Origin of the sequence: Streptacidiphilus carbonis (genome assembly GCF_000787775.1) — a bacterium.
Classification (GTDB): domain Bacteria; phylum Actinomycetota; class Actinomycetes; order Streptomycetales; family Streptomycetaceae; genus Streptacidiphilus; species Streptacidiphilus carbonis.
On the sequence record NZ_BBPM01000051.1, the window covers coordinates 39,335 to 54,491 of the forward strand.

Below are 15,157 nucleotides of genomic sequence, written 5' to 3' on the forward strand. Positions count from 1 at the left end.
CGGGGAGCAGAGGGTGGCTCGGACGTGACCGGCCGTGCGACTCTGCGCTACCGCTCGAAGACCACCGATCCGTTGGCGGGGCGGAGATCAGGTCTCGGTGTCCAGAAGTCTGGCCGCTGCGCGTGGATCCATGATGTTGGACCAGGCTTGCTCGGCGGGGAGGAGGTCGCGTTCGGGGAGGGCGTATTCGGGGTACCAGCCGTCCGTGTCACAGCCGGGGATGTTGCCGAGGACGACGGTGGCGAGGTTGGCGGGTACGGAGCCCGTGATACGGACGGCGGCGTAGGTTTCGTGCCCGTTGTCGGCCCGAACTTGGAGACCAAGGGTGAAGGTGTCGAAGTCCGAGGTGTGTTCGCGGCCGTCGCGCAGTGTGGCCCTGGTGAGCTCCTGGATCGTTGCGCGCAGACGCCGGGCGAAGCGGACTCCGGCTTCGGCGCGGTAGCGGATGTGGTCTTCGCGGGTCGGCAGCAGGTGCGCGCTGGACGTGGAGGTTTTCAACCCGTCGGCATGCGTGGCGTTGTAGCGGGAGCGCATCGCCTTGGCTTGGGCTTCGAGGGCGGCGTAGAAGTCGTCGCTGGAACCGTCTTCCCGTAGACCCGCTGCGACCAGCCAGGGAAGATCGGCGTCGATCCAGACGGCTCCGCGCCAGCGCTGCACCTTGACCTTGAACAGCACCGTGTCATCGATCGACCGAATCCGTTCGTGTTTGGTCTCTGCTTCGGCGAACTGCTCCGCAGCCTTGCCGAGGAGCGGATGAGCCAGCTCGTTCAGCGGCAGCGTCACAGCGGGCAGTGCCAGCTTCAGATCCTCGGCGAGACAGCGCAGGGTGGGGCGGGCAGGGTGCATCGTGTTCCCCCGGTTACTCGTCGATCCCGCCGACGGAATCGATCTCTTCCGCAGTCAGCCCAGTCAGCAGCATCACGTCGGACTTGAGAGAGCCGTCGAGCACCTGCAACGCCTCGGCCATGCCAATTCGTAGGTCTTCGCGCCGCTGCTCCAAGTAGACCCGTACGGCATCGGCTACAAGGTCCTTCTTCGTCAAGCCCAGGAAATGTGCGCCCTGGCTGATCAGCTTGTCGGTTTCCGGGTCTACCTTCAGCGGTGACTGCCGGGGTGTCTTCGGTGAAGCCGTCGTCATCCGTACCACCTCCATGACAGATGGTACCTAAGTACCTCAAGCGATGCCATCCTCCTCTCGCTCCCACGCACCGCTAGCGCACCAGTGGAAGCCGATTCTCGCCGAGGGGCTGCGCTTCGACGAGCGGGACGGTTGCGGGTGCGCCAGAGAGCCCAAGTTTCGACCGCGGTCCCGTGCCCAGCTCCGTGAGCGTCAGATCGCGTCGAAGCACCTGGAGGTTCCCCTTGCGGTCATGCTGACGAGGCGCGACCCCAGCAGCCGGAGACTCGGGACGAGAAGGTGTGAGCCATCGTGCCCCTCGCGTGCCCGAACGAGCAGAGCCGAGCGGTAAACCACGGTGAAATCAGGGTCGTTCGATCAGCGGAGCAACGGCCTCGGGCGGGCTGAATGACCAGGTCAGGGCCAGTATTCCATGGTCATCGGGGCAATGCTTCCCAAGCTCAGAGCGCGAGTTCGATTCTCGTCCCCGCTCCATATGAAAGTCCCAGGTCAGTGACCTGGGACTTCGTCGTTGTCTAGACCAACTGTATGCGGTCGTGCCAGTTGCGTGCCAGATTGAGACTAACGGACAGTCAGATTCGATCAGAAATGGTCACTGTTCGTGCGGCGGTGGTCGATTGGCATGCGACTATCCCAAATAGTGAGACGGACTTTCTGTGACCTGAGTCACTTGAAGTGGCAGGTGCTCTCTGATCGCGACTGCCGCGCCGGTTTGGCGACAGTCCACAAAGTGGTGCTCACTGCGATGCCTGCGCCAACGCTGGCCAGCGCAAGGGCCGCAGCTATGCTCCGGCCTGTGACTGTCATCCGGCCCGAGCCCCTGACCCATGAAACGGCGTTCGCCCTGCTCGCTGCCTTGCCCGCTGAGATCGGTCCCGGACTGAGCGAAGCCGAGCTGGAGGCGATCGAGTGCGGGTATGGATTCACCTTTGCGGATGACCATCGGGTCCTGCTCCACGCCGGGTTGCCACTGGGCCGGTCCTGGCCGGACTGGCGTGACGGTGATCCGCAGGAGCTTCGCAATCGCTTGGACGCCCCGGCCGCCGGGGTCCTCTTCGACGTCGAGCATGCCGGCTTCTGGTACCCCGCCTGGGGCGAGCGGCCGGAGGATCGCAACGTGGCTCTGCGGCTCGCCCGCGAGCATCTGCTCAACGTCCCGCAACTGGTTCCGGTCTTCGGGCACCGATACCTGCCCGCCGGCAGCGGGCAGAGCGGCCACCCCGTGCTCTCCGTCATGCAGACCGACATCATCTACTACGGCAACCACCTCGCCGACTACCTCCACCACGAGTTCGGCGGAGTCGCAGTCGACCTCAGCCGCACCCGAGCGAGCGTGCCCTTCTGGTCCTACTTCCTCGGCGAGACCGGGATGCCGAGAGAGGTCGTCATCACCACGCCCCACGACCCCTACGCCGTCAGTGCGGGCGAGGCAGTCGACCACCTGCGCATGCTCGCCATCGAGCAGCGCCTCGGCCGCATCGTAGGTGCCGACCAGCTCATCCAAGCCGCCTTGGTCGCCCTCGTCCTGGACGTCGACACCCCTGCCCTGCGGGTTCTGGCCGGGCTGACGCGCAACGAGGAACCCTTGGCCAACGACCTGTTCGTCCAGGTCATCGAGGAACTCGACCTCGCTCCCACCATCCCCGACACGCAATCGGCCGCTGGCTGGGCCCTGGTGCGCTGGTGGCTTCAGCTGATCGCCAACGGCAGCCTGAACCCCGTCAAGGGCGGCGACCTCATCTGGTACGAGGGTTGGGACAGGCTCGGCCGCCCGGCCGCGCTGCGCCCCATCATCGGCTGGACCAGCGAGTACGACGACTGGACACCGGACTACACCGTGCCCCGCGACACCTGCAAGGACCGCATCATTCAGGAGGCCCGCACCCTCCTGCACGGGCCGTGGCCACCCGACAGTTGATCTACTGGTCCAGCCGTGCGGCGAGTGCCCTCAGGTCGGCGAGGTTCAGCTCCCGGCCGCCGGTTCCCGGGAGCAGGAGGTGGAGTGGGCGGGTCCAGGGTTCGGGGATGGCGTCCAGGCCGTAGACCGCGCCGGCGAGGCCGCCGGTGACGGCGGCGACGGTGTCGGTGTCGCCGCCGAGGTCGACGGCGGCGCGGAGGGCGGCGTCGAAGGTGTCGGTGGTGCGGAGGGCCCAGACGGCGGAGCCGAGGCAGGGCCAGACGGCGCCGTTGAACTCGGTGGCCTGGTCGGGGTGCCAGTCGGGGGCGAGGACGACGGCGTAGCGCTCGCGCTGGTCGGGGTCGAGCAGGGGGAGGATGTCGGGGAGGGCGGTGAGGGGGTCTCCGCCGTCCAAGGCGATGCGGATGAGCTCGTGGCAGATCGCGGTGCCCTCCCAGGCGGCGGGGTCGCCGTGGGTGAGGGCGGCGATGCGGCGGGCCGCGTCCATGGTGGTCTGCTGTCCGGCGCGGGCGAAGTAGACGGCGGAGGTGGTGGCGCGCATCAGCGAGCCGTTGCCAGCGGCGCGGTGGTTGGTCTGGAAGTGGATGGCGGCGGCCAGGTCCCAGGGGTGGCCGTTGGTCAGCACGCTCTGGGTCTGGAGCCCGATGTCCATGGGGTCGTCGGTGGCCCAGCGCTGGAAGCGGTCGAAGATGTCCGGCAGATCCAAGCCGCTGCGTTCGAGCAGGGACACGGCGAGGTGGACGGCCATCTGGGTGTCGTCGGTGGCCTCGCCGGGCTCCCAACTGCCGCCTCCGCACATCTCCTTGTCGGGATCCGGTTCAGGGAAGCGAGTGGAGAAGGTGCGCTCCCTGCTGAACTCGAAGGGCGCACCCAGCGCGTCACCGACCGCCGAGCCGACCACGGCACCTGTCACCCGCTGGTCACGAACCATGGCGGCAGCCTAGTTACGGTGGGAAAGGGACGGCACTGGGTTTCTGACGCAGGCGTTCAGCGTGGGTCGAGTGCGGCGGCCCAAGCGCCGAGCCGGGTGAAGTCCTCCGGTTGCAGGCCGAAGCTCGGGTCGATGCGCTGGAGCAGGCAGGGGCTGGGATGGTGGGCAACTGCCCAAGCACGGTCCGCGTCGGTGATCTCGTCGTCCACCCAGGCGAAGGGGCGGCCGGCGGCCCAGGCCAGCAGCGGGCGCGTCTTCCAGTGCAGCGCGCCCAACTCGTCGTCATTCGTGGGGTCTGGCCAGTCGACCACCGGCAGTTGCGGCAGTCCGAGCCGGGGCGCGACGCACTCGTTGGCGTCGGCCATCCAGGTCGTGGCCCACACCAGCTCGTACGGCAGGGCCGCCAGGAGGTGGCCGAGTGCGGGATTGATGCGGGCCAGGAGTGGACTGGCTTCGGCATCGCGTCGTTCGGATCGGGCCTGGTAGAGCGGGTATCCCCCGGGGAGTTGTTCCGACGTCGCCCCGAACGGGATGAGTGGTCCGTCCACGTCGAGGAAGAGAAGTGGGCGCTGCCCTGGGCTGATCACGGCTGCACAGTACATCTGCCTTTCGGTCCACCGGCCGTCGGAGTTCATGACGGAGCGATCGGAATCGTTCCTTCACCGGTCGCAGGCGGCCTCGACGTCGCCGAACGCTGCCGCGTAGGGGATTGCGTCAGGTGGATGGCTCCCGTCGCTGAGGCGGAAGACGCTGTGCTGTTGCGGGAGTTGGTCGGTCATACTGGTGCGCGTCCTGTCAAAGGGAGGAAGGCGTACGGCATATGGACTTCGGAGCGGGCGCCGTCGGCCGAATCGGTGGCTATGCCGTCGAGCGTGAACTGGGCGTCGGTGGAATGGGCACCGTGTATCTGGCCCGCTCGCGGGGAGGTCGTTCGGTGGCCGTCAAGGTGGTGCGGCCGGAGCTTGCCGCTGACCCGCACTTCCGTGAACGGTTCCGCGCCGAGGTCGCTGCTGCGCGCAGGGTCGGCGGCTTCCACACCGCCCCGGTCGTCGACGCCGATCCGGAGGCGGACGCGCCGTGGCTGGCCACCGCTTACGTGCCAGGTCCCACATTGTCCCGTTTGATCGAGGCCCAGGGGCCGATGGACGAGGAGCGGCTGCGGATGCTGGGCGCGGCTCTGGCCGAGGCACTGCAGGCCATCCACCAGTGCGGTCTGGTTCACCGTGACCTCAAGCCCAGCAACATCATCATGGCCGAGGACGGCCCGCGGGTCCTGGACTTCGGAATCGCCCGGGCAGTGGAGTCGACCCGGCTGACCAGCACCGGAGTCGCCTTCGGCACGCCCGGGTTCCTGGCCCCCGAACAGGCCCAGGGCCTGGATGTGGACGGCTCCGCCGACGTGTTCGCGTTGGGCGCGGTTCTGGTCGCAGCGGCCGGCGGCAGCGCCTTCGGCGCGGGGACACCCATGGGTCTGATGTACCGTTCAGTGCACGAATCGCCGGATCTGTCCGCGGTGCCGCCCGGCATCCGCCCGGTCCTCGCCGCCTGCCTGGCCAAGGTACCGGCCCAGCGGCCCGCACCGGAGCAGCTGCTGGACCTGTTCGTGCCCTCTTCGGCGCCTTACACGCCGACGGTGGTCGTGGCTGCCGAGCACGCGTACGTCGCGCCACCGGCAGCCAGCCCTTCGGGGCCTCCGCGCGCAGCACGCCCTGACGACTCCGGCGATGACGCGGACGCGGACGCGCTCGCCTTCATCGCCGCGGACCGCAGAGGCGGCATCGCCATCGACTACGGCGGCGTCTGGGTCGACTCCGAGACGCAAAGCGTCGAGCTCAGCTGGGAAGAAGTCCGCTCTGTCGAGTACACGGCGGAACGCAAACGGCTCAGGATCACCGTTCACCACCAGGACGGCACCGTCACCCGCTGCTGGCTGAGCACACGCCGGGCTTCGCGGCTCAACGAGTGGATCGAGCAATTGGTCCACGTTGTCGACCGGTACCTGCCATCAGCCCAGAGCTGACGAGAACACGCTGCTCCGATCCGGCTGGGCGGTCACTGAGGCAGCTCCCAGTTCGCCGACCGGCGAGAGTAGTTGCGGCAACGCGGATGACAATTGCCCGGTAGCGCGCTCGCCCAGTCTCGGTTCACAGATCGTCGGACTTCGTGACGGCGCCGTCGGCAGGCGGGTCAACGTCGCGATTCGTCGTACGTCCGGTCGGTAAGTCCCAGTGCGCATACGGCGCCCAGTACGCAGACCACGGCTGTCACCCGGAAGATGTCGCTGTACTCGGTGTGGAGCGCCACCTTCAGTGCATGTTGGTACGCGGGCCAAGCCTTCTTGAAGTCGGACGTGCCCGGGACCGGCATGTCGAGGTGAGCCGTCAGCGTCTGAAAGCGGTGCAGCCCCCACGCCGACAGCGCCGCCACGCCGACCAGCATGCCGATCGTCCGGGAGACCACCGCTGCGGCCGAGGCCGTCGCGTGCTGGCCGGGCTCCGTCGAGTCCAGCACCGCGCCCGCCACCGGCGCGATCACCAGGCCCAGCCCCAAGCCTGCGATCACGAGGTCGCTCTGCGCGAGTGGAAGCGGGCCGAGACGGGCGGCCAGAGGTGCCAGGGGCCAGGCCGCGATCAGGAAGTAGCCCGCGGCCGCCACCGCCATGCCGACCGCGGCCACGACGGAGTGGGTCAGCCGACGTCCGGCCAGACCGCCGATGACGGCGCCCACCGGCAGCGCCGTCAGGAACCACATCAGCAGCAGTGCGCCGCCCACCGAGCTCTCGCCCAGCAGCGACTGCGCCACCAACTCCCCGTCCACCAGCGTGACCAGCAGCGCCACGCCGGCGCAGAAGCTCGTCGCCATCGCTGCGGCGAAGGGGCGCCGTCGCATCCGTCGGGTATCGATCAGGCGCGTCCGACTGCGGCGCTCCCACAACGCGAAGGCCGCCAGCGCCACCACGCTGCCGAGCAGCATGGGCAGGCCCCAGCTCGGCAGCACCGACTTCTGCGGGTCCTGGTTGTCCAGGGCCGCCACCAGCAGCGCCAGCGCCACTGCCAGCAGGGCGCCGCCGACCAGGTCCGTGTGGCGGCCCTCGTCCGGCCCGCCCTGCTCGGGCGAGGCCGCGGCGGGAACCGTGAACTCCGTCACCACCGCCGCGACCAGCACGAGCGGGACGTTGACCCAGAACACCCCGCGCCAGCCCGTGAGCGACGCGACGCCGGCCCCGTACAGCGGGCCCAGCACGCTCCCGAGCTCCTGCGCTGCGCCCACGGAACCGAGCGCCACCGGCCTTGCCCGGCCCTGGAACAGGCGCCCGGCCAGCGCGAGTGCGACCGGCAGCAGCGCACCTGCCGCGATGCCCTGCACCAGCCGCCCCGCGACCAGCAGTTGGAGGCTGTGCGCGCTCGCCGTGAGCGCCGAGCCGGCCGCGAAGACGACGAGGCAGGCCTGGAGCACGCGTCGCGGGCCGAACCGGTCCGCGCTCTGAGCCAGTAGCGGCATGGCGGCGACATAGCCGAGCAGGTACGCGGTGACGATCGCGGTGGCCCGCTCCAGATGGTTGAGCGGGATCCCCAGGTCATCGGTGATCGAGTTCAGCAGGGTGACGATGACGTAGGTGTCCAGCGACCCGAGCAGCACGACCACGCCGGTGACGCCCAGGACGGCGTGCCGCCCCGTTTGGGCCGTCCCGGTGTCGACGTCGGTCACGACGGCGGAGCGGTGATCGTCGCCGGCGCGTCGAAATCGGAGAACGTGGCCGTCACCGAGCCGCTGCCTCCCGATGCCGTGCTTACGGGGAACGAGACCTGCACGAGTTGCGACGAGGACACCGTCAGCCACAGATCGCCCTGCTCGCTCTGCGAGTCCCCGGGAACCAGCGTGGCCAGCACCGGCTGCGCCAGCAGCGCCTTCACGTGGTAGACCGACTGCCCGTCCAGCGTCTCCCGGTCCACCGTCCGCGCACCCGTCGCCGTCTGCAGCAGCTTCACGACCCCCTTGTCCGGGTCCAGGATCGCTTCGGGGTTGTAGACGGAGGTGGCGACCTGGAGCGGGACCTTGCTGTAGCCACCGGTCGCGCCCTTGATGTAGGCAGTGGAGCCCACGATGACGAAGTTGATCTCCAGTAGGGCGCCGCTCTCGGACACGGACGCCTTGCCCTGCGCGTTCCCGGCCCGGGTCAGCTGACCGGTGGCACTGCGCAGGGCGAGGCCCGCGATCTGGCCGCTCGCATTGATCGAGAAGCGCACCGTCTGCACTGCGGTCATCGCCGTCGCACCGCTGCCCAGCAATTGCGCGGCTGCCGGAAGGTTGGTTGTTTCCTTGCCGCCGCCGCTGCTGCTGCCGCCACTGGAGCATGCGGAGAGCGGGAGCGCGAGTACGGCCATGACAGCCGCTAGGGTCCGGGGGTTTCGCATAGTCGGATGCTAGAGGTCGCGTCAGGCCGGCGGCAGTGGTTCACGGGCACAACAAGGAACGATCTGACGGTACGTCATATTATCTGCTCGGGGGACATTGCGGGGCTGGTTCGGGTCGGCTCCCAGGTGCGGGAGGTTGGGCGGATTGTCAGTGGGTGCTGCCAGGATCGCGGCATGAGCGAGGTCGACGGTGGTGGGGTCGTGGCGACCGCGGAGGCGCGGGTGCCGTGGGTGGCGGCGTTTCTGGACGAGCGGCGCGGGGCGCGCCGGTTCGGACGGTCGAACTGGCCCGGCCAGGAGGTGTTCCGGGATCACCAGGCGCGGGCGGCGGCCACGTGGGCGAAGCTTGGCGAGCGGCTGGCGGGGTGCACCGCGCAGGAGCGGCGGGCGGCGGTCGTGTGCCTGCTGATCGCTGACGGGTTGGACTCCACGGACGTGCTGCGGGCCCGGGACGCCATCGGGGTGCTGCTGCCGGGGGTGGGCGGCTGGTCGGCCGGTGAGGTCGAGGTGATGCTGCGCTACGCCTGCGGTCAGGCGCACCAGACGGAGCTCACCGCCCGGCTGCCGATCGCGCTGACTGCGGCGGAGCAGTTGGATGCGGACGGGTGTCGCGCGGTCGAGCCCTGGCTGCGGCATGCACACGGGCTGCTGATGTCGACGGAGGTGGACGCCCGCCGGCGCAAGGCGCTGGTCGGCCGGGTGCAGGCACTGCTCACTTGTGCGGATGAGGCCACGATTCCGGAGGGACTGATCCCCCCGCACGACCCGTGGGCAGCACCGCTCCGGGCGCAGGCTCCCACCGCGGAGTTCGCAGCGCTCCTGCGGCACTTCGTCGCCCTGTCCGGACCGCGGCCGTCGCAGCGGTGGCGGAGCGAGTGCATCCGCCTGGTAGGGGCGGCTTCGGCGAGCGAGGTCGTCGGGGAGGTGCTGGGTGCCCTGGCAGAGGGAGACCCGGGCCGCGAGGAGTGGCGGCCCGGCTCTTCCTGGGCGTACCTGGTCCGCATGGAGCACGGTGATCTGGCGCGCGGGCTGGTGTGGGCGGCCGCGCTCCAAGGCGGCGCGGCCGCGGTTCCGCGGCTGACCGCGTTGGCGCTGCGCCTGGGAGTCCCCCGCAACGGCATGCTGGACAGCCCCAAACTGGTCAATGCGACCGTCAACGCCCTGGCCGAGGTGGACGGACCGACCGGGCTGGAAGCCCTGGGCCGGCTGCAGACGGCGATCAAGGATCGTGGCCTGCGCAAGCAGATCGCGGCCGCGCTGGCCACCGCGGCCCGGCGGCTCGGGATCACGGCGGCACAGTTGGTGGAGCGTGGTGTGCCGGATCACGGGCTGGCGGCGGACGGCTCGGCGGATTGGGTGGTGGACGGCCACCGGGTGCGGTTGGCCGTGGTGGACGGCGCTGTCGTCCGAACGACCTACACCGCTCCGGACGGGAGGACGACCGCCACGGCGCCGCCAGCGATCCGGGACGAGCTCGGACCGCTCAAGGCCGTGGTGAAGGAACTGCGGAAGACGGTGGCGGGTGAGCGGGCCCGTGTTGAGGGGCTACTGGCGACGGACCGATCGTGGCCCTACGACGAGTGGTGCCGGTACTACCGGGACCACCCCGTCACAGGGGCGATATGCCGTGCGCTGATCTGGGAGTTCGAGGACGGGGACGGTGCTTGGACGGCAGTCGCGCCGGGGGCGGACCCGGGCGGCGCCACCGTGCGGGTGCGGCTGTGGCATCCGGTGCGCGCCTCGGCGGACGAGGTCGCCGGGTGGCGCGAGCACATGCTCGCGGCCGAGCTGCGGCAGCCGTTCAAACAGGCGTTCCGCGAGGTGTACCTGTCGACCCCGGCGGAGGAGGCGACCGGCAGCTACTCCAACCGGTTCGCCGGGCACATCGTCCACTACCAGCAGCTGTACGCGCTGTTCAAGGCGCGGGGGTGGCAGGCCAACTATCTCAGCAACCACGACGGCGGCTATGAGGGGGACGCCCGGGCCGAGTTCGGCGAGGGGCAGTGGCGGGCACGGTTCCACCACGAGCCGGCCGAGGACGGCTTCGCTTTCACCCCTGACCTCGCCGCCACCGACCAGATACGGTTCGAGCGCCGCGATGGACGCCGGTGGCGTCCGGTCAGGGTGGCGGAGGTGCCGCCGGAGGTACTCAGCGAGGCCATGCGGGATGTCGACCTGTTCGTGGCAGTGACCTCCATCGCCGCGGACCCGACCTGGTCGGATCGGGGGGAGGACCGCCATGCCGACTACTGGAGCCGGGCCGCGACAGAGCACCTCACGGCATCGGCGGAGGTCCGACGCGAGGTACTGGCGCGGCTCCTGCCGCGACTGAGGCTCGCGAAGCAGTGCAGGCTGGAGGGCCGCTACCTGGTGGTCAGCGGCCGGCTGGCGACCTACCGGATCCACCTGGGGTCGGCCAATGTGCTGATGGAGCCCGGCGGCGGTTACCTGTGCATCGTTCAGGCGCGAAGCAGAGGTGTGGAGAAGGTGTTCCTCCCGTTCGAGGACGAGCGGCTGTCGCTGATCCTCAGCAAGGCCGCGATGCTCGCCGCCGACGCGAAGATCACCGATCCGTCGATCCTCGCGCAGATCAGGAGAAATGGCTGATGGCCACAGTGGTGCTGCGGACGGAGACGGTGGGCGGGGCGCCAGTGGCAGCCGTCGAGGTCGGGGACGTGCCGGAAGCCATGACCGCACGAGAGCTGATACGGCTTCGAGCCCGGGACGAGTTCTCCCGCACCTTTCCCGACGCGCCGGAGCACGATCGCGAGCGGCAGGCGGACCAGGCCGAGCGTGCCTTCCTCGCCAACGGCTTCTTCCTGCTGGTCGGCGACCGGCAGGTGCTGGAGCTGGACGAGATGGTGGAGCTCGGCACGGTGGCGGAGGTGGTGTTCCTCAGGCTGGTGCCGCTGGTGGGTGGATGAGTTCCGGCGGATGAGTTCCATACGCCGCTGGAGGGTGGGCCGCCGACTGTGGGCAGCCCCCTGGTGGGGGTGGGGCGAGCTGTAGTGCGGGGGAGCGCGGGCCTGCGGGGGCGGCTCCGGGAAAAGGCCTGATCGCGGACGCCGGCGGCGGGGCCGATAGGCTCGGAAACATGAGACTCCACGTCGGATGCGCGATGTGGGCACACACCGCCTGGCAGGGCAGCCGGCTGCCGCACCCGCTCGCACCCCGGGAACGCCTGCGCGCGTACGCGAGCTGGTGCAACGCGGTCGAGGGCAACACCACCTTCTACGCGACGCCGTCCGCCGCCACGGTCGACTCCTGGGTCGAGCAGACCGCACCGGACTTCCGACTGCTGCTCAAGCTTCCCAAGCAGATCAGCCATGTGCTGCGGTTGGCCGACGCCGAGGGTCCGCTGCGCGGCTTCCTCGACGTGATGCAGCCGCTGGGCCCGCGGGTGCACGCGCTGTGGGTCCAACTGCCGGCGTCCTTCGGCCCCGCGGACCTCGGCACCCTGGCCGCGTTCCTGCACCGGGTGCCGCGCGGGCTCCGCTGCACGGTCGAGGTCCGGCACCCCGCGTTCTTCGAGGAACCGCGGTGGGAGCAGCGGCTGGAGCGGGTCCTGGGCGACGTCGGTGCCGAGTGGACGTCCTTCGACACGACCGACTTGTTCTCCGCCCCGCCGACCAGCGCGGCGGAGCGCGAGGCCTGGGCGAAGAAGCCCCGCCTGCCGCGCAGGTCGCGCGCGCTCACCGAGCACCCGGTGGTCCGCTACATCGGCCGGGACCACGGGCAGCCCCAAGCCGAGGGCTGGCACCACTGGGCCGGCACGGTCGCCGACTGGCTGCGCGAGGGCCGCTCACCCACGGTCTTCATCCACACCCCGGACAACGACGAGTCCCTCACCCTCGCCCGCCGCTTCCACGACGACGTCCGCACCCTGGTCCCCGCCCTGGAGCCACTGCCCGAGCCCGTCCCCACCGGGCCGCCGACCCTCTTCTGACGGCCGGCATCGGACGATGGGTCAGCTGCAGAGGCTGTGACCTGCTGGAACGCCCCGGCTTACCGGCCGCGCAGCCTCCCCGACCGGGTGTGGATTCTGCACGGGTGGTGCGTGACAACTGGGACTACTCCGCCTCGGCGGCCCGTGGAAGTGTCTGGTTCATCGCCGTTGAGGGAGCCGGAGGGGCTGGGGGATGGACAAGCGTTACGAGGTCTTCTGCCTGGCTGACCGGTTCTTCTACGAGCGTCCGGAGTACGGGGCCGCCTCTGCGCGGGGCCGGGAGTCGCTGTTCGCTGCCGCGGAGCGCGCGGTGCCGGAGGGGTGGCGTTCGGTGCGGCACCGGGACTGGCTGCAGCTGCGGCCGGTGGATGCCGAGTCGGCGGCGCAGGGGTGGAAGGTGCATGTCTCGGCCACGCTGGACTCCGCCGAGAAGACCGCCGCCCGGGTGTGGGACTACTGCGTCCCGCGCGGGCTGCCGTTCAAGTTCATTCCCAGCGCCCGGCTGCTGCACCTGCGCAACTCGAAGTACGCCCCGCGCGGGTCGAGCGGGAAGTTCGTCACCGTCTATCCGGGGGACGAGGCACGACTTGAGACCGTGCTGCGGGAGTTGGGTGAGCTGCTGGACGGGGAGCCGGGGCCCTACATCCTCTCCGACCTGCGCTGGAACAACGGGCCGCTGTACGTCCGCTACGGCGGGTTCGCGTTGCGGCACTGCTTGGACGCCGCCGGGGAGCTGGTGCCCGCGATCCAGGACCCGAGCGGGGAGCTGGTGCCCGATCGGCGTGATCCGTCGTTCCGGCTGCCGGAGTGGGTGAAGCTGCCGGCGTTCCTGGAACCGCAGGTGGCCGCCCGCAACGCGACCACCACCGAGGAGCTGCCGTACCGGGTCGAGAGTGCGCTGCACTTCTCCAACGGCGGCGGGGTGTACCTGGGCCGGGACCTGCGCAGCGGGGACCGGGTGGTGCTCAAGGAGGCCCGCCCGTACGCCGGACTGGCCTCGGACGGAGCGGACGCGCCGACCCGGTTGGAGCGGGAGATGGACGCGTTGGAGCGGCTCTCCGGACTGGGCGTGGCTCCCGAGGTGCGGGACTGGTTCACCCTGGGCGGGCACCGGTTCCTGGTCATGGACTTCCTGCCGGGACGCACCCTCAACAGCTGTTTCGCCGAGCGCCACCCGTTGCTCGCCGCCCGTCCCGACCCCGAGGGCCTGGCCGGGTACACCCGGTGGGCGATGCGGGTCTGCGACGGGGTGGAGCGCGCGGTCGCCGCCGTGCACAGCCGCGGGGTGGTCTTCAACGACCTGCACCTCTTCAATGTGATGGTCGACGGGGACGGGGAGTCCGTCTTCCTGCTGGACTTCGAGGCCGCCGCACCGGTCGACCGGGGACAGCGCCAGTCCCTGGCCCACCCGGGTTTCGTCGCACCGGCCGAGCTGCGGGGCTTCGACGTCGACCGCTACGCGCTCGCATGTCTGCGCCTGGCGCTGTTCCTGCCGCTGACCCAGCTGCTGGCCATGGACCGGGGCAAGGCCGCGCACCTCGCCGAGGTGGCGGCGAGCGAATTCCCCACCCCTGACGGCTACTTCGACGAGGCCGTGCGGATCATCGACGGGCGGACCATCGACGGCCGGCTCGTCGACGGTCGGGGCAGCAGTACGTCCGAGGCTTCAGGACGGGGCCGGCGGCCCGACGCGGGGGCCCGTCCCGCCCCGGTGGTGGACCCGGCCGACTGGCCGCGGAGCCGGGACTCCATGGTCGCGGCGATCCTCGCCTCGGCCACCCCGGATCGTGACGACCGGCTCTACCCCGGCGACATCGACCAGTTCGGTGAGGGCGGCGGCCTCGGGTTGGCGAACGGCGCCGCAGGGGTGCTGTACGCGCTGGCGGAGACCGGTGCGCCCCGGCACGAGGCCGGGGAGGAGTGGCTGCTGCGGCACACCGATCCGGGCCGGATACCCGTCGGCACTCCGCTCGGGCTGTACGACGGACTGCTCGGCACCGCGTACGTGCTCGAACGGCTCGGCCACCGCCAACGCGCCCTGGACCTGACCGAACGCGTGCTGGCCGAGCGGTGGCAGCAGCTCGGCAGCGGGCTGGAGGGCGGCCTGGCCGGGATCGGGCTGGTGCTGGACCACCTCGCCGAGCGCACCGGCGAGAGCGTGCTGCGCGAGCGGGCCGCGGAGGCCGCCGGGCTGCTCGCCCAGCGGCTCCGGGACGATCCGCCGACCAGGGCGGGTCTGCTCAACGGCGCCACCGGGCCGGCACTGCTCTTCCTGCGGATGTACGAGCGGCGGGCCGACCCGGCCCTGCTCGACCTGGCGGCTGCGGCGCTCCACCTCGACCTGGCCCGCTGCGTCAGGAACAGCTACGACGCGCTGGTCGTGGACGAGGGCTTCCGCACCATGCCGTATCTCGGAGCGGGCAGCGCCGGCATCGCCATGGTCCTGGACGACTATCTGACGCACCGTCAGGATCCCGGGTTCGAGGCCGCCCGCGCCGCCGCGCTGCCGGCCGCGCACGCCCGCTTCTACGCCCAGTCGGGCCTGTTCGCGGGCCGGGCCGGGCTGGTGCTGCACCTCGGCCGCACCAGCGCGCCGACGGCGGTCCGTGCCGACCTCGACGCCCAGATCGCCGCGCTCTCCTGGCACGCCATGGACTTCCGGGGTCACCTGGCCTTCCCCGGCGACCAGATCATGCGGCTGTCGATGGACCTGGCCACCGGAACGGCCGGTGTCCTGCTCGCCCTGGGCGCGGCGCTGCACGGCGAACCGGTCGGACTTCCCTTCCTGCCACCACTACCGCCCCCGCCC

The 15,157-nt window shown here is 70.4% G+C and carries 12 protein-coding genes; 6 read left to right on the forward strand and 6 right to left on the reverse strand.

Annotated features, from left to right (window positions below; genetic code table 11):
* Window positions 1-87: 87 nt before the first annotated feature.
* Together TR46_RS29615 and TR46_RS29620 are read right to left on the reverse strand one after the other, a co-directional pair.
* On the reverse strand, window positions 88-846 hold the full coding sequence (locus TR46_RS29615; RefSeq protein WP_042407349.1) for a hypothetical protein: 759 nt from the start codon (window positions 844-846) through the stop codon (window positions 88-90).
* Window positions 847-859: 13 nt separating this feature from the next.
* Entirely contained in the window at window positions 860-1,153 is a 294-nt protein-coding gene (locus TR46_RS29620; RefSeq protein WP_236655569.1) for a hypothetical protein, read from the reverse strand.
* Window positions 1,154-1,808: 655 nt separating this feature from the next.
* Here TR46_RS29620 and TR46_RS40055 point away from each other — a divergent pair.
* Window positions 1,809-3,056, forward strand: coding sequence for a hypothetical protein (locus TR46_RS40055; protein WP_236655570.1), 1,248 nt, complete (start codon window positions 1,809-1,811; stop codon window positions 3,054-3,056).
* 1 nt (window position 3,057) lies between these two features.
* Here the strand turns inward: TR46_RS40055 and TR46_RS29630 are convergent, their stop codons facing one another.
* A complete protein-coding gene (locus TR46_RS29630; RefSeq protein WP_042407352.1) occupies window positions 3,058-3,987 on the reverse strand; it encodes an ADP-ribosylglycohydrolase family protein in 930 nt (309 codons plus the stop codon).
* A gap of 56 nt (window positions 3,988-4,043) precedes the next feature.
* Complete coding sequence (locus TR46_RS29635; RefSeq protein ID WP_042407401.1) at window positions 4,044-4,589, reverse strand: HAD domain-containing protein; 546 nt, start codon at window positions 4,587-4,589, stop codon at window positions 4,044-4,046.
* A gap of 218 nt (window positions 4,590-4,807) precedes the next feature.
* Between TR46_RS29635 and TR46_RS29640 the strand changes: the two genes are divergently transcribed.
* Window positions 4,808-6,007 carry a serine/threonine-protein kinase gene (locus TR46_RS29640; protein WP_042407353.1) on the forward strand — a complete coding sequence of 400 codons (1,200 nt, stop codon included), beginning with the start codon at window positions 4,808-4,810 and terminating at the stop codon, window positions 6,005-6,007.
* Window positions 6,008-6,174: 167 nt separating this feature from the next.
* Here the strand turns inward: TR46_RS29640 and TR46_RS29645 are convergent, their stop codons facing one another.
* Together TR46_RS29645 and TR46_RS29650 are read right to left on the reverse strand one after the other, a co-directional pair.
* Window positions 6,175-7,695 carry an MFS transporter gene (locus tag TR46_RS29645; RefSeq protein ID WP_084719043.1) on the reverse strand — a complete coding sequence of 507 codons (1,521 nt, stop codon included), beginning with the start codon at window positions 7,693-7,695 and terminating at the stop codon, window positions 6,175-6,177.
* Complete coding sequence (locus TR46_RS29650; protein ID WP_161790216.1) at window positions 7,692-8,372, reverse strand: LppX_LprAFG lipoprotein; 681 nt, start codon at window positions 8,370-8,372, stop codon at window positions 7,692-7,694. Before TR46_RS29650 ends, TR46_RS29645 begins: the two co-directional genes overlap by 4 nt.
* Before the next feature lie 204 nt (window positions 8,373-8,576).
* Between TR46_RS29650 and TR46_RS38380 the strand changes: the two genes are divergently transcribed.
* From TR46_RS38380 to lanKC, 4 genes are all read left to right on the forward strand, one after another.
* On the forward strand, window positions 8,577-11,009 hold the full coding sequence (locus TR46_RS38380) for a DUF4132 domain-containing protein (RefSeq protein ID WP_052433189.1): 2,433 nt from the start codon (window positions 8,577-8,579) through the stop codon (window positions 11,007-11,009).
* Window positions 11,009-11,326, forward strand: coding sequence for a hypothetical protein (locus TR46_RS29660; RefSeq protein ID WP_042407356.1), 318 nt, complete (start codon window positions 11,009-11,011; stop codon window positions 11,324-11,326). Before TR46_RS38380 ends, TR46_RS29660 begins: the two co-directional genes overlap by 1 nt.
* A 170-nt stretch (window positions 11,327-11,496) precedes the next feature.
* On the forward strand, window positions 11,497-12,348 hold the full coding sequence (locus tag TR46_RS29665; protein ID WP_042407359.1) for a DUF72 domain-containing protein: 852 nt from the start codon (window positions 11,497-11,499) through the stop codon (window positions 12,346-12,348).
* A gap of 193 nt (window positions 12,349-12,541) precedes the next feature.
* The coding region (lanKC, locus tag TR46_RS29670; RefSeq protein WP_042407361.1) for a class III lanthionine synthetase LanKC at window positions 12,542-15,157 on the forward strand (2,616 nt) is incomplete at its 3' end.

Coding starts and splice junctions, on each gene's coding strand:
- TR46_RS29615 (WP_042407349.1), bottom strand. CDS start 846: ATGCACCCTGCCCGCCCCACCCTGCGCTGTCTCGCCGAGGATCTGAAG.
- TR46_RS29650 (WP_161790216.1), bottom strand. CDS start 8,372: ATGGCCGTACTCGCGCTCCCGCTCTCCGCATGCTCCAGTGGCGGCAGC.
- TR46_RS29665 (WP_042407359.1), top strand. CDS start 11,497: ATGAGACTCCACGTCGGATGCGCGATGTGGGCACACACCGCCTGGCAG.
- TR46_RS38380 (WP_052433189.1), top strand. CDS start 8,577: ATGAGCGAGGTCGACGGTGGTGGGGTCGTGGCGACCGCGGAGGCGCGG.
- TR46_RS29640 (WP_042407353.1), top strand. CDS start 4,808: ATGGACTTCGGAGCGGGCGCCGTCGGCCGAATCGGTGGCTATGCCGTC.
- TR46_RS29660 (WP_042407356.1), top strand. CDS start 11,009: ATGGCCACAGTGGTGCTGCGGACGGAGACGGTGGGCGGGGCGCCAGTG.
- TR46_RS29630 (WP_042407352.1), bottom strand. CDS start 3,987: ATGGTTCGTGACCAGCGGGTGACAGGTGCCGTGGTCGGCTCGGCGGTC.
- TR46_RS29635 (WP_042407401.1), bottom strand. CDS start 4,589: ATGTACTGTGCAGCCGTGATCAGCCCAGGGCAGCGCCCACTTCTCTTC.
- TR46_RS29620 (WP_236655569.1), bottom strand. CDS start 1,153: ATGGAGGTGGTACGGATGACGACGGCTTCACCGAAGACACCCCGGCAG.